The organism is Streptomyces sp. NPDC045846, assembly GCF_056431605.1.
Genome location: NZ_JBWKKJ010000005.1, coordinates 476,551 through 490,938, shown reverse-complemented (window position 1 = coordinate 490,938; position 14,388 = coordinate 476,551). Strand labels below are relative to the sequence as shown.

Genomic DNA, 14,388 nt, shown 5'->3' with positions numbered 1-14,388 from the left:
CCTCCTGACGTCAGCTCCGGAGCGGACAGCCGCGTCCGCTTCCGGGTGGATCCCCCTCCCCTCGCAGGCGGACCAGACCCCCCGGCCCCGGCGGTCCGGCGTACGGTCGGCACACACCCGCTGCCGCGCAGCCCTTCACTCCCTCGGTGCCCGCGTCCCTCTCCTCCGGCCCGGGGCGAGTCAGTGCGCGGCGGGGAGGAGGGGGCGCAGTACGGAGGGGGCGTTGGACAGGAGTTGCTCGACGAGCGGCACGGCCTTGGGGCCGATGGCGGCCGCGCCGATCGACGCCGCGACGCCTGCCCACGCCACCGGGCCCAGGGGTGTGCACCCGAAGAAGTGGCTGAGGCCGGGCGTTTGCACGAGGACCGCCAGCGCGGTGGCCGAACCGAGTGCGGTGGCCAGGACCAGGGGGCTTCGGCCTCGTCCGGTGAGGGTCTGGGTGAGTTGCGCGCCGACGAGTCCGCACAGCGCCATGGTGCTGGTTCGGCGGGCCGTGCCCGGCGTGAGTGTGCCGATGAGCCAGGCAGTGCCCGCACCGAGCCCGGTCACGATGCCGCGTTGTCGGATCTGCCGGGTCAGCGGCTCGCCGAGGGCCGCGACTCCGACGCACGCCGAGGTCTCCTCGTCCGTCTGGTCGTTGTTCTCGGAGGTCGGCTCGTCTTGAGGGGTGACCGCCACGGCCATGGCGGGGAACATGTCGGTCAGGAGATTCACCAGGAGGAGTTGACGGGTCGACAGGGGTGAGGAGCCGCCGAGCAGGGTGCCCAGCACGGTGAACCCGACTTCTCCCGCGTTGCCGCCGATGAGGATGCTGATGGCGTCGGCGACGCTGCGCCACAGGGCCCGGCCCTCGGTGACGGCGGCGAGCAGGGGTGTCAGTTCGTTGGTGGTGAGGATCAGGTCGGCGGCGTTGCGGGCGGCGGCCGAGCCGCGCACGGCCATGCCGATCCCGACGTTCGCCGCGCGGATGGCTGCGGCGTCGTTGGCACCGTCGCCGATCATCGCCACCACGCGGCCGGTCTCCTGCAGCGCTTCGACGACTTGGAGCTTCTGCTCGGGGGCGACGCGGGCGATGACCTGGCAGTCGGCCAGCACACGAGCCCGGCCGGTCCGGTCCAAGGCCGCGAGTTCATCGCCGGTGGTCACGGTGACGTCCTCGGGCCAGCCCAGGCCGCGGGCGATGGCCCGGGCCGTGTCCGGGTGGTCTCCGGTGAGCATGACCGGCCGTACCCCGGCTTCGCGCAGCGCGGCGACCACAGGCGCGGAACTGGGACGGGGGGTGTCGGCCAGTGCCACGAAGCCGACGAGTTCCAGGCCTTTCAACGGCTGGTCGAGAATGCCGGACGATTCGCCGGCCTCAAGCCGCCGCTGTGCGACCGCGAGGATCCGCAGACCTTGGCCGGCGAGCGCTTGCGCGGCGGTGTGAGCGGCCTCGTCGACGTCTTCGCAGCAGGCGAGCAGCACCTCCGGGGCGCCCTTGGCGACCAGGGTGGCAGAGCCGTCGGCCTCGTCGCCGACGGCGCAGGCGTAGCCACGGCTGGCCTCGAAGGGCTGGCCCTCGGCCTGCTCCCAGCGCACGTCCTGCGGGGCCGCGGCCAGGATGGCTTCGTCCGTTACGTGGGCGGAGCCCGCTTCGTCGGTGGTCTGCGGGCAGGCGCGGGCCGCGGCGCGCAGGACGGGCTCCGCCTGCGGGGCGTCAGCCGCGAGAGTGGCGCCGTCGGGGGTGACCGCGTGCACGAGGAGCAGCCGGTTCTCGGTGAGGGTTCCGGTCTTGTCGAAGCAGACGGTGTCCATGCGGCCCAGTGCTTCCAGCGCTCGGGGGCTTCGGACCAGGACACCGTGGTGGCTGAGGCGGCGGGCGGCGGCCATTTGCGCCACGGTGGCCACCAGCGGCAGTCCTTCGGGGACCGCTGCCACCGCCACGGCGACGCCGCCGCCCACAGCTTCCCGGGCCGGGCGTCCTCGCAGGAGCGAGAGGACCGTGACCGCCGCGCCGCCGGCCAGAGTGAGCGGCAGGACTTTGCGGGTCAGTTCGTGCAGGCGGGCCTGAACGCCCTTGGCGGAAGAGGAGTGTGACGCCAGGTGGGCCGCCCTTCCCGCTTCGGTTTGCTCGCCGGTGCCGACCACGGCCGCTCGGGCCTGCCCGGCCACTACGGTGGTCCCCTCGAAGACCATGCAGCTTCGGTCCGCGACGGCGGCCTGCGGGGTCGCGGCCAGCTGCTTGAGCGCGGGCAGCGACTCGCCGGTCAGGGAGGATTCGTCGACCTCGAGGTCGGCGGCCTCCAGCAGCCGGGCATCGGCGGGCACCACGTCACCGGTCCGCAGTTCGATCACGACACCGGGCAGCAGTTTGGCGGCGTCGACGCTGGTGGTCTCCGCGGTGTCTCCTTCCTCGGCGGCGAGGCGGGCTTTCTGCTTCTGGGTGGTGGCGAGGGCGGCCAGGGCGTGCTCGGCGCGCAGTCGTTGCACACCACCGACCACCGCGTTGACGGTCATGGCGCCGGTTACCAGCAGGGCGTCCACGGGTTCTCCGAGCATCGCGGATGCCGCGGCGCCGATGGCCAGGATCGGGGTGAGGGGATCGTCCAGCTCGGCCTTCACCGCGGTGATCAGTTGCGCCGTGAGGCGGGCTGGGGCGAAGACCGGCAGGTGGCGGAAGTAGTGGGTCTTCTCCCGGACCGCGGCGCGCAGCGCGAGCAGCGGACTGGCCGCGGCGCGCGGTGTGCCGGCCAGCCGGGCGAGGGCCTGCTCGGCCGGCAAGGCGTGCCAGGGCACTCGGGGTCGAGGGCACGGCCCCGGAACGGCAGCCAGGCGCGCGGCCGTCCGCCATCCAGAAAGCATGGCCGCCGCAGTGGCGGCATCGACGGGGCTGAGGCGGGGGCCCCAGGCGGACAGGGCTCGGCGCGCTGGGGACTTGCCGGTCACGAGCATGAGCCCGGCCAGGGCGGCGCCGGCTTGAGCCAGGGTCTTGGCATGCCGACCGGTCTTCCGCGCGCCGGGGATGGCTGCCAGCAGCCGCCAGGCACCTTCGAGCCCGTCGAGGGCGAGGGCGTCCGCGTCCCACACCACCGCGCTGGGCGCATCGGAGACTGCGACCGCGAAATCGCTCGCCATCAGCGCCGCGACGACGGGTCCGCCGGCGGCATCCGGACCCTGCTGCTCGTCCTGGCCTTGCGGGACCCGGGCGATGGTCATCACCACGCGGCCTTCCTCGCGCAGGTTCCGTACCACCTCCGCCAGGGGCTGCGCTTCGGGCACGATGTCGTCGGCCAGTGCCGCGAAGTCGCCGAGCGAGGCGTCCTCGGGCACGACGACGTGCAGCCCGGCGCGGCGTGCCGCGTCCAGCACCGGTTCGGCGAGGGGGTCCGTTTCCCGTCCGACCAGCACGGTCCCGACGTCTTCGCCCTCCGGCGTGGAGGCGATCATCAAGTTGCTGGTTTCGGACGGCGCGTGGTCAGGCACCGGTCGCAGTGTGACCTGTGGTTCTTCACCGGGCTCCGTGGAGTCCTGGCGTTGCAGGGCCGCGCCGGCGGCCTGCCAGAGCCGCGGGCAGTCCCAATGGTCAACGCTCGGATGTGCTTCGAGGACGGTGCGCCGCGTGGTGCACAGCGCTTGGGGATGCAGGACGACGGTGTCGATGCGCTCCAGCTGCCGCAGCCGGTCCGTGTCGCGGATCAGGACGTTCTGCCCGGCCAGGGCGATGCCCAGCACCGTGGTGAAGGCAACCGGCCCATAGCGGGCCGCCTTCGGAGAGCCTGCCAGCACCGCCTCGGCGGCCTGCTCCGCGTCGCGGGTGGCCAACAGCGTCGCGCCTGCGCCGACCAGGCTCCCGGTCACGGCCTGGTCGGCGTACTCCTGGCCCTCGGAGCGGTCCATCGCCGGGCGCGAAGGCCGCCGGACAGGCACGCTCGTACGGTCCGGAACACACAGCACGTCGTGGGCCGCCTCGAACGCGGCGCCGCGCGCGAGAGCCTCCATCAACTGGCCGCTCCGCAGGCCGAAATCGAGGACCAAGGACACAGGTGACTGGCCGATTCCGTGGGCTGCGGCGGTGGCCGCCGCGAGGACCATCTCAGCACCGGAACTCCCGAGCCGATCCCGCAGTGCCGCCCGTACGCGGGTGTCCTCGCGCACCAGGGACACTGCGGCGGTGACGAGTCGAGGTGAGCGCTTCCAGCGCAGCGTCCGCGCGGTCGCGGCGGTGGCGATCGCCGCCGCATCACATGCCAGGGCGAACGCTCCGGAGCGGACGCCGCCGGTGCTCCCCGGGTGCGTGCGTGCACGCGGCGGTTCATCGGGCCGTTGCAGCCCATACCGGGCAGCCACCTTCTCCGCTTGGCGCGCTACACGGTCGACGAGCGCGCTCTCACTCACCTGGACCACCAAGCGTGCCAGCCCGCCGTCCCAGTAGGCGGTCACGACCTCCGGATGCTCGGCGAGCGCACTCGCCACGCGTTTGGCCGCCGACTCCAGGCCACGAGCCCCGCGCCGCCCGGCCCTCTGGGAGTCGGGTTCGAGCGCTACGTGCATCCGCGCACCAGCCCGCCACTCGCCGTCGCCGGACAGCACGGCATTGCGGACGACGCGGCCGAGCCGGACGGCCGTGGTGGAGGCCCCGGTCGCGGTCCGCAGCCCCGCCTCGGCGGCGTCGACCGCGACACGGGCCGCGAAACCGGCCGCCGGGGCGGCGCTGCGGGCCACAAGGGCGGGGGCGGCCAACGCGAGGTCACATCCCGCTGCGGGCAGGCGGGTCAGCAGACGCAGAACCATGTCCAACCTTCACCGTGAGCGTTCAGGCGGCTGCCCCGGCAGTGGGGCCGCGATACAGACAGGGAGTCGGATACCCCCACTGGCAGACATGATGCGGACAATCCGCGCGGCCCGCAGGGCTGTCCCCTTCTCCTACGCCGACGCGTGGACGGTTCTCCTTGCCAGGAAACGTCGGGAAGCCAACCCAGCGGTGCTGGGCACCCCTGCTGAACCGCGGACTCGACCGCGTTCCCGGGAAAGTTGCACGCGAACTGTTTGCGTGGAACGGGACGAAGATGGGGCGGCTCAGACAGGGCAACGCCAGCGCCGACAGGGCCAAGAGGAAGGGAGTGGTGCGCCCGTAGCGCACCCAGCTCCACGGAGGATCTCCTGGAGGCGGGCACAGTCGTGAGTCCATGCATGCCTCCCACCTGACCTGGTGTCAGCTCCTCCCGCATCTCGGGAGAACCAGCCGGGCGCAGGAAGGACCCGGATCCACACCGCGACTCTCGCCACGTTCGCACCCTCCACCCGGGCTGCCCTGCGCGATGGCTGTGGGCCGTGTGGCCCCAGAGCGCTTCGCACCACCAGACATGCTGCGAAGTCCCGCGCCAAGAAGGTGAACCGCCAACAGGACGGACGCAGAGATGCTCACCCCGCCCATCGGCCCGACCACTACCCGCCCTACTGTGGACGAGCGCCCCACCAGCTCATCGCCTCCCCCTACGAATCCTTCACCAGCGGCACGGAACGACTCCGCGCAGCACCCCGCTCCCGGCCAGCCGTGCCCTGTCAGTCAAGAGAAGGCAGTCCGACCCGATGGTTTCGCGCTTCACACGTCCCCGCTGGTTCATCCTCAGCATCGCGCTCGCCCTCAGCGCGGCGGGCGCCGTCTGGTACGCACTGCCCTCGAACGGGCCTGCGCCCGGACCCGTGACCATCCGAGTCGATCAGGGCGGCTACGCCAGCGCTGAGCACAAGACCGCCTTCGTGATGGGCTCGGACGACAAGCTCGCGGGGGCGCGGTTCGAAGTGGTCGACGACACGGGGAGAACCGTCCTGTCCGGTGCGCCCGGCCCCCGCACCGGCGCGTGGAACGCGGCATACGAATCCGTACGCACCCTCGACCTGTCCGCGCTCACCAAGGGCGGCAGCTACCGGCTGCGCCTGACCGGCACTGCTGACGCCACCTCGCCTCCCTTCGCCGTGGCTCCCGCGCAACAGCTGATGACGGACTTGGCAGCGGACAACGTCCGCTTCTTCCAGGCGCAGCGTGACGGCGCCGACATCATCCCGGGCGCGCTGGGGCGCAAACCGTCCCACCTCGCGGACCGTACCGCGAGCGTCTACGCCGTGCCCCGCTACAACACCGAGGGCACCGAACTGACCGCGCCGCTCCAGCGGGTCAGCGGCCCCGTCGACGTGTCGGGCGGCTGGTTCGACGCCGGCGACTACCTCAAGTTCACCCACACCGCCTCCTACGCGACCGCCCAACTGCTGCTGGCACAAAGGGCATCGCCCGCGATACCCGGCCTCGCGGCCGAGGCCCGGTACGGTCTGTCCTGGCTCGACAAGATGTGGGACGGCCGCACGCGCACGCTCTACGCACAGGTCGGCATCGGGGCCGGCACCAAGGACCTGCACAGCGACCACGATGTGTGGCGCCTTCCGGAGGCGGACGACGCGCTGAAGGTGCGTGACGGAGACGCGGACCACCTCGTCAAGTTCCGTCCGGTCTTCCCGGCCAACAAGCCGGGCGCGCCGCTGAGCCCCAACCTCGCGGGCCGGGTCGCCGCCGCCTTCGCGCTGGCCGCGCAGACCGACGCGTCCCACGACCCGGCCGGCGCCCGGCAGTGGCTGGAGAAGGCTGCCGCCGTCTACGGCCTGGCCGACACGCATGGCACGCCCACCCTGGTCACGACGTTCCCGCACGCCTTCTACAGCGAGGACTCCTGGCAGGACGACATGGAGTTCGGGGCCGCCGAACTGGCCCTGGCCGCACAGGCGCTGGGCGACGGCCGGGCGGTCCTGTGGCACACGCAGGCCGGCGACTGGGCGCGGGCCTACCTGGCCTCCGGGAATCTCGGCACGCTCGGCGTCTCCGACGTCAGCGCACTGGCTCACGCGGACCTGCTGCGGCTCGGCCCGTCCGAGGCCGCCGCCGCCGATCTGCGCAGGCAACTCGCCGACGGCGAGCGCCGCGCGGCGAAAGACCCCTTCCAAGCGGGCGCGGTCTACACGGACTTCGACGCCGTCCCGCACACCTTCGGCCTCGTGGCCACGGCCGCCCTCTACGCGGAAGCGACCGGCGACTACCGCTACAGCACCTTCGCCGCCCAGCAGCGGGGCTGGGCATTGGGGGCCAACGCCTGGGGCACCAGCTTCATGATCGGAACAGGCACGGTGTTCCCGCACTGCCCCGCCCATCAGGTGGCCAACCTCGCGGGCAGCCTCACCGGGCAAGGAGCGTTGCTGCGCGGCGCGGTCGTCAACGGACCCAACGGATCCAAACAGCTCTCGGACCGCGGCACCCTGGAGTCGACGCGCGCCTGCGAGGCCGGCTCGGCCACGTGGAAGCAGTTCGACGGCCACGGCGCCCGCTACCTCGACCAGGTAGGAGCCTGGCAGACGGTCGAGCCCGCCGACGACTTCACCTCGACCGCACTGCTCGCCTTCGCCCTGTCCGCAACGTGAGAATTCCTGCCCCGCGCTGACCGCGAGTCCGGAGCATGCGGACGCCCCCCTGCACCGGGGCGGCCCGCGACGCGAAGCCCCGGCCCCCGGCGCCTCTCCTCTGTGGGTGATCAAGAGCGCGCCAAGGAGGCCCCGGCGGACGGTCAGGAGCGCGGCGCTCCGGCCTCCGGTCCGGCAGCGGCACGTACGGATCCGTGGACGGCGCGAGCCACTCGCGCACCCCACAGCGAGCGCGGGCCGGCGAAGGCCTCGGACTCGTCATCAGCTCGCGGGGACCGGGCGGCGATGCACACGGCGTCCGTGGGAGTGCCGGAGCAGTCGTATCCGGCATCGAGCAGTGCCTGCACCTTGGCTTCGGTGGCGGTCGCCACGGCGTTGACCAAAGCGCTGTCGGTCAAGGCCACGGGCAGGGCAACAATGATGTTGATCGTGCCGGGCCGCGCTGGGGCGGCAGTGCCCTCCCCGGGGGAAGCGGCCCATCCGCGCACCCCGAGACCCACGGTGGCAACTGCCTCTACGCCGCCGTCCTGCGCATGCCCGTACGCGTCGACGTCGGCGGCCGTCATCAGCCCGACCCCGGGCCTGCGGGCGCCGGCATCACGTGCCAGATCGGCCAGATGCCGGTCGGGGTCGACTCGCCGGTAACCGTGGGACACCTGGGCGTTGAGAACCCAGGACCGGTCTCCGATCCCCCCGCCCAGCACGGCGCTGCTGATCATCCGCCAACCGCTGCCCGCCCTCCACATCAGGCCGGTCAGCCGTTCACCGTCCTCGGTGCGGACGAGCCGCTGCACATGCAGCAGACCAGTGGTTGAGCGGGGAGGCACAAGGACGTCTGTCATCGGACGGATACTCCTGGAAGGACGGATGAGCGCTGATCGTACGTTGCCCCCCACCTGCGACGCCGCTGTACCCGCGTCCCCCTGGCGGTGGCAAGGCAGCAGCCACCGGCAATCGTCATGCTGGTGCCGACTCGACCCCGGCCCCGGATCCGGCCGCCGGGACGGCGTCGCCACCCCTGGCATGCACCTGAGTGAGGGCCGTGGGGCCTGGGCCCAGAGCCTTGTCCCACCTTGAGTCGGCGTAGATCATGATCGTGTGCAGCATCGAGCGGGACTCCACGAACTACTCGCACGCGTCGGGCTCACGGTCGTCGAGGACGTGCGCCCCGGCAGCGTGTTCCCGCCGGAGGCCGGCCGACGGATCGCGCGGGGGATCGCGGCGCCCGACCGTGCGGTGCGGGAAGCGCTCAACGACGCGTGGTGGCGCCGTCTTTGCGATGCCGACGGTGAGTTCCTGGTGGCCGTCCTCGGGCACCGGATCGGCGGCAACGACGCCTGGTGGACCCGGGTCAGGCACACCGGAAGCGGCGTGCCGGGGCTGACCGGCGACCCGGGGTTCGTGGCGCTCTCCCTCGACGGGCAGGTGCTGGTGGCGGATGTGCCGGGGGCGGGCGGGTCTCGGGTGACGGCCCTTGACCGGCTGCCGGAGAGGCTGGAAGAGGCGGCCGAGCTCGCCGGGCGCGAGACGGAGGTCGAGCGTGCCGAGGTGTGGGCGGCGGTGCCCGGCCGGTGTGCGTGGCCTCTGCACTGGGCGGAGGGGATCGGCTCCAATCCGGCCGCGACCGACGAGCTGTTGATCCGGCTGCTGGATGTGGCGGACGGCTTCTTGCACGGATGCGACCGGCCCGCCGTTCTCGACGCCGCCGTGGCGCACCCCGATCCGCGGGTGCGGTCAAGACCCGCGGACACCTTCCGTCCCAAGCTCACCTCCGATCAGTGGGTACGCCTGATCCGTGCCGAGCCGTCGGCGAGTCGACGCGTGCTCTGGGCGGAGCACGCCTGCGCCTGGGGCGTCAAACTGCCCGAGGATCTGTACGACGACCTCCTCGCCGGGCCGTCCCGCGCGGAAGCCGCCGAACTCCCCCGGCTGCCCCCGCGGTTCCTCCCTGGCCTCGCGATCGACGCCGACCCCCGGGTGCGGGCGGCGGCCTGCGCCCGGTGGAAGGACCTCACTGCCCCGCTGCACGAGCGGCTGCTGACCGACATCGACTCCGCGGTGCGGACGGCGGCGCTGCTCGCCCACTACGCCGCCGTGCCCATGCCCCGCACCGTTTTCGCCGCCCTGCCCGACCCACGCCAGGCGCTCGAACGGTGCCGTCTCGCGCCCGAGTTGGAAGCTGAGCTGGTCCGGGACGGGGACGCGGAGGTGCGTCAGGCACTCGCCGCCAACCCGGGCCTGGGCGCGCACGGCGTCGCCGCTCTCGCCCAGGACTCGCAGGTCGCCGTCCGCGCCGCGGTGGCCCTGCGCCCCGACCTCACCGAGGAGCAACGTGCCGCGGTCCGCCACGACTTCGACCCGGCGTCGAGGCCCCGCACCCTGCCCTGGGTCGAGGACCTGCACGGCGACGCCGACGCGATGCGCCGTCTCGCCGCGTCGTCCCACCCGCTGATCCGCCGCAGTGTGGCCCGGGCCCGGCACCTCCCACCGGATGTCCTGGCGCGCCTGGCGCGGGACGAGGACCGGGTGGTCCGCCTGTTCCTCGCCGAATCGTGCGAAGACGCGCCGCCCGACCTGCTGCTGGAGGTCTGGCGCTGGTGGGACGGCAGCTTCAGCCACCCCGACCGGCCCCGCGGCCACCGCAACTTCCCCCGCGCAGGCCTCTTGCGCTTCATTGCCGATCCCAGCGGGCGGATGCGCCGTCTGGCTCTGGACGATCCGGAGTCGGCACCGGCCGACGTCGCACGCCTGGCCCGGGACCCCGAAGCCGAGGTGCGCCGCCGCGCGGCTGAGGATCCCCGACTGTCACCGGCCGACGCCGTGCGGCTGCTGAACGACCCCGACAGCTGGGTCCGGGACAGCGCGGTGCGCAATCCGCGGCTGCCAGCCCGCGTCCTGGCCGGGCTGCTCCACGACCGGGACACCGCCTGCGCAGCGGTCACCAACCCGACGATCCCGCTCCCCGTCCTGCACCGCATCCTCGCCACTGCCGAGGCAGCGGTGGCCGGAACTGCCCGGCGCTGAGCACCGACGACTCCCGCAGCCGCCCAACGGGTGCTGTTGCGGGCGACGTTCGCCGGTTCAACCACTGGATCGAGTCCACGCTCGCCTTATAGGTTCCCGACGTGAGTGATGACGGCACGACGCGGATCCGATGTGCCGAGGAAACAGATGCAGCCGTGATCGCGCGCATCCACATGGCCTCCCGGTCGGCGACCATGCCCTACCTGCCCCCGCAGAGGCGCGGTCACGAGCAGGTGACCAGGTGGGTCCAGGACGTCCTGCTCAAGCGGTGCCGGACTTGGGTCGCTGTGCGTGGTGCGGAGATCGTCGGCTATGCGGCCCTCGACGGCGACGTGCTCGACCATCTCTATCTGCGCCCGGACGTCCGTCGGCAGGGAGTCGGCACGCTCCTGCTCGATGAGGTCAGGCGGCACAGCCCGGCCGGGGTGTCCCTGCACGTCTTCCAGCAGAACACTGACGCCCGCGCGTTCTACGAGAGCCACGGTTTCCTCGTCCTCGACACCACCGATGGTGATCGCAACATGGAGCACCTGCCCGACATGACGCTTCGCTGGACGCCCAACAGCGCGCAGTGATCCGTACCAGCCGAACGAACCGAAGGCGCACGCGTCCGAGCGCTCTCGGGGATTCGATCCAACGGCCGACGACGGCGTGAGCACCACCGGACCGCACTCCGCTCCCAGCGCTTCCGTGGCCTGGCTCCGCCGCAGGACGGCCGGGTCGGGGCGGGGTCACGAAAGCCCGCGCCGCGTGGGCTCGTCGGGACGGCGCGCACTCAGAAGGAGCAAGCGAGTTCCCGGATAAGATTTTTATAAACAATCGCGCCGGGGCTGTGTCGGCGGGAGAGACCGGGGCATTCGATGCCTCGGAGGTTGATAACTATGGTTCCCCTGCTTCTCGTTCTCCTGCTGGCTCTGATCCTTTTCGGTGCGGGGTTCGCACTGAAGGCCCTGTGGTGGCTCGCGATCATCGTGCTCGTCGTCTGGCTCGTCGGGTTCGTCGCCCGTCCCAAGGGAGGTAGCGGCCGCTGGTACCGCTGGTAGGCCGGCACAGATCGCAGCATGTTCACAGGTGGGTGGCCCCACGCTACGGCGGTGGGGCCACCCACCTGTTCAACGTGTCCAACCATGCCGGGAATTGGAGCCATCACATTCCGGATCGTGGGTAGGGGCATCACGTGGCCGTGGCGCGATATCCGCGCACGGGAACCGCGCCTCCAGGAAATCGCGCCACGGCCCGCCTGATTTCCGGCAAGACGTCAACGGCGTGGCGGACGCCCCATATATCCGGTGCCGGGAAGGGCGAAGCCCCAGGGAAGCAGCCTGAGGTCACCATCCGGCTCCGGAAGCAGCATGCTGGCGGACAGCGGCAGCGACCGAAGACCCGGGCGAAGGCGCATGGGGGAAGTCCTCGGGCGGAGGCCGAGGGGCAGGCCGACGCCATGGCCGTGATCATGAGCGGGCGGGACGAGGCTGCCGAAGCGGACCGGGGCGCACTCGTAGCCAAGGCGCAGCGCCGCGCCCCCGCGCCGGCCGAAGGCGAAACCCACGAGTCCCTGTGCCGGCGGCGCCGAACGCGAGCCCATCGGACCCGGCCGTGGGGAGCCAGGGTTTCGACTTGGCAAGTAATTCGAACATGAGCTCTAATTCCTGCATGGATCGCCCCGCCTTCCCCCACGACCTCCTGAAAGCCCAGACCACCTGGTACGTCACCTACAAGCAGCTCGCCACCGGCCCGGCAGACGGCGCGGCAGTCCACCGCCGACAGCTTTTGCGGCTGTCCCGGCTCATCGCCGCGCACCCGTACTGGCAGACGTCGGCCGGCACACCCGCCGCCCGGGTCGCTCTCAAGGAAGCCGCCCGCAGACTGGCCGGGGCGTGACCCTCACGGACAGCGACGCGCGCATCACGCGCAGCGCCCGCGAGTGGGTCGCCGACTACGGGGGAGACACCCCCTGAGTAGCGCCGCTACCCGCGTCGGCGCGGCCAGGACGCCCGGCGTCCCCGACGTCCTGACCGCACAGCGCCGCCCACGCACCCGCGTCCGCAGCGAGAAGGCCGTTTGACGGGGAGGAATCGCCATGTAGGCCTGCCCACCCGATCTCCACCGCCGTACTCGGCGATGACCGTGGCTCACGACCACATCAGCCCTCAGTCCGTGAACGCGTGCGGTCCGAGCACTGGCCCTCCTTGACCACATGCAGCAGTGTGACGCCGAGGTGCGGGCCGCCGTACCAGTACCCGGGGCCGAGCCCGCGCAGGGTGCCCCGGCCGATGTGCGTCGCGTACTTCCTGGCCATGGGCCAGAAGTCGGCGACGATCAGCTGGCCGCCCGGACGCAGCACCCGCATGGCCTCGTCCACCGCGCGGTACCGCCCAGCCGCCGACGGGATGTTGTGGATGGCGAGCGCGCTCGTCACCACGTCGAAGGAGCTGTCCTCAAACGGCAGCGCGGTCATGTCGGCCGTGTGGACATCCACACGGTCGGCGACCCCGGCCGCGGCAGCGTTCGCGAGCGTCATCTCGGGCCGGTTGCCGCTCTGGTCCGTTCCGGACCACAGGTCCACGCCGACGGCGTGGCCCTTCGGGAGCCGCTTGGCCGCCTGGATCAGCACCGCTCCTCGGCCGCACCCCATGTCAAGGAGCTGCTCGTCGCCGTTCAGATGGGCCTGGTCCAGCACCTGTTGCCAGATCCGCAGCTTGCCGCGGAGTGTGGTGTGCAGGTAGATGCCGGTCTGCGCGATCAGTACCGTCCCCGCGGTCACCATGGTCTTCCGCCCCGGCCGCCGCAGCGCGCCGGTCAGGCCGCAGACCACGCCGACGGCGCCGAGCAGCGCCGGGAACGCGGGAGCGTCCACTCCGTACCGCGGCCGGTCGAGCCGCGGCAGTGGGGAGTCATTCCGGTCTTGGGTCATGCTCGCAGTGTCACCGGCCCGGCCGCCGGGCGTCTTGTAGAAATGTTCCCTCGTGCCCCGCTCCCCCGGCCGCCCTGCTGACGGGTGCGGACCACCGGTCAGGCCTTGGACAGGTATGCGGGCGCAGCCCACGCGACGTCGTCGACCGCGAGCCACGGCGCGATCCCGATGGCCGTGGGCGTCACACCGGCGAAGGCCACGACATCCCGGTGGAGATGGGACTGGTCCGCGTAGCCGATCTCCGCTGCCACCTGTGCGGCGCTGTGGCCCGCCGCCAGACGGTGGGCGGCATGATCGAAACGCACCAGTTGAGCGGCACGCTTGGGTTGGAGACCGATCTGCGCCCGGAACCGGGACCACAGGCGCTTGCGGCTCCAGCCGATCTCGGCCGCCAGCCGCTCGACCCGAACCCCTCCCAGGTTCGCCACCATCTGCCGCCACACGAAGGCGACTTCGGGTTCGACGGCTCGGCCTGCCTCGTATCGACGTACGAGAGCGGCCTCCGCCACCGCGAACCGCTCCTCCCACGACCTCGCGGCGCGCAACCGCTCCTCCGTACGCGCGGCTTCGCGGCCCCACAGGTCGTCGAGGGAGACCACGGTGGCGCCCAGTTCCGCACCGGCGCCCAGCACGGCGTGCGCGACCGGCGGGGAAAGGCGCATCTGCAGGCACTCGATGTCCCGGCCGCGCCCGCGTACCCCGACGGACGCGAGTCCCAGGACGACGCTGCCGTTCTGCCGCCGACCGCCGACGTCATCGACGGCGAGCGGCGCGGTGCCGAGGTCGACGGCCACCGTGACGGCCGGGTACGGGACCACGCCGAGGTCGACGGGTTCTGTGGTACGGGCGCGGAATCCGGCCATGCTCACACCCGGCAGCCGGCCGCCCCGCGACGGGGTGGCGATGTCCCACAACGACGCGGCGTCGTGGGCCCGTTCGGCGGATCGCATACCGGCAAGCTACGCGACATTTTTCCAAGACGCGATGCCGAAGGCATGAAGACACTG

9 protein-coding genes are annotated in these 14,388 nt (G+C 72.0%); 5 read left to right on the top strand and 4 right to left on the bottom strand.

What is annotated here, in order from left to right; all coding sequences use genetic code 11:
* Window positions 1-180: 180 nt before the first annotated feature.
* A complete protein-coding gene (locus AC07F3_RS17175) occupies window positions 181-4,770 on the bottom strand; it encodes a cation-translocating P-type ATPase (RefSeq protein WP_479114835.1) in 4,590 nt (1,529 codons plus the stop codon).
* A 798-nt stretch (window positions 4,771-5,568) separates the two neighbouring features.
* Between AC07F3_RS17175 and AC07F3_RS17170 the strand changes: the two genes are divergently transcribed.
* Entirely contained in the window at window positions 5,569-7,443 is a 1,875-nt protein-coding gene (locus AC07F3_RS17170; RefSeq protein ID WP_479114833.1) for a glycoside hydrolase family 9 protein, read from the top strand.
* 143 nt (window positions 7,444-7,586) lie between these two features.
* On the opposite strand, the gene AC07F3_RS17165 is transcribed toward AC07F3_RS17170, so the two are convergent.
* On the bottom strand, window positions 7,587-8,285 hold the full coding sequence (locus AC07F3_RS17165) for an adenosylcobinamide amidohydrolase (protein ID WP_479114831.1): 699 nt from the start codon (window positions 8,283-8,285) through the stop codon (window positions 7,587-7,589).
* Between the two features lie 256 nt (window positions 8,286-8,541).
* Here AC07F3_RS17165 and AC07F3_RS17160 point away from each other — a divergent pair, with 256 nt between their 5' ends.
* From AC07F3_RS17160 to AC07F3_RS17145, 4 genes are all read left to right on the top strand, one after another.
* Window positions 8,542-10,467: a hypothetical protein gene (locus AC07F3_RS17160; protein WP_479114829.1), complete on the top strand. Its 1,926-nt coding sequence runs from the start codon at window positions 8,542-8,544 to the stop codon at window positions 10,465-10,467.
* Between the two features lie 101 nt (window positions 10,468-10,568).
* The gene (locus AC07F3_RS17155) at window positions 10,569-11,042 is read left to right on the top strand and encodes an N-acetyltransferase family protein (RefSeq protein ID WP_479114827.1); all 474 of its coding nucleotides are present in this window, start codon (window positions 10,569-10,571) and stop codon (window positions 11,040-11,042) included.
* A 306-nt stretch (window positions 11,043-11,348) separates the two neighbouring features.
* Window positions 11,349-11,510, top strand: a complete 162-nt coding sequence (locus AC07F3_RS17150) for a hydrophobic protein (protein WP_469840981.1) — start codon at window positions 11,349-11,351, stop codon at window positions 11,508-11,510.
* Between the two features lie 610 nt (window positions 11,511-12,120).
* Complete coding sequence (locus AC07F3_RS17145; protein ID WP_479114825.1) at window positions 12,121-12,348, top strand: hypothetical protein; 228 nt, start codon at window positions 12,121-12,123, stop codon at window positions 12,346-12,348.
* Window positions 12,349-12,610: 262 nt separating this feature from the next.
* Here AC07F3_RS17145 and AC07F3_RS17140 read toward each other — a convergent pair whose 3' ends face one another.
* Complete coding sequence (locus tag AC07F3_RS17140) at window positions 12,611-13,381, bottom strand: class I SAM-dependent methyltransferase (RefSeq protein WP_479114823.1); 771 nt, start codon at window positions 13,379-13,381, stop codon at window positions 12,611-12,613.
* A 98-nt stretch (window positions 13,382-13,479) separates the two neighbouring features.
* Complete coding sequence (locus AC07F3_RS17135; RefSeq protein ID WP_479114822.1) at window positions 13,480-14,331, bottom strand: helix-turn-helix domain-containing protein; 852 nt, start codon at window positions 14,329-14,331, stop codon at window positions 13,480-13,482.
* Window positions 14,332-14,388 lie beyond the last annotated feature (57 nt).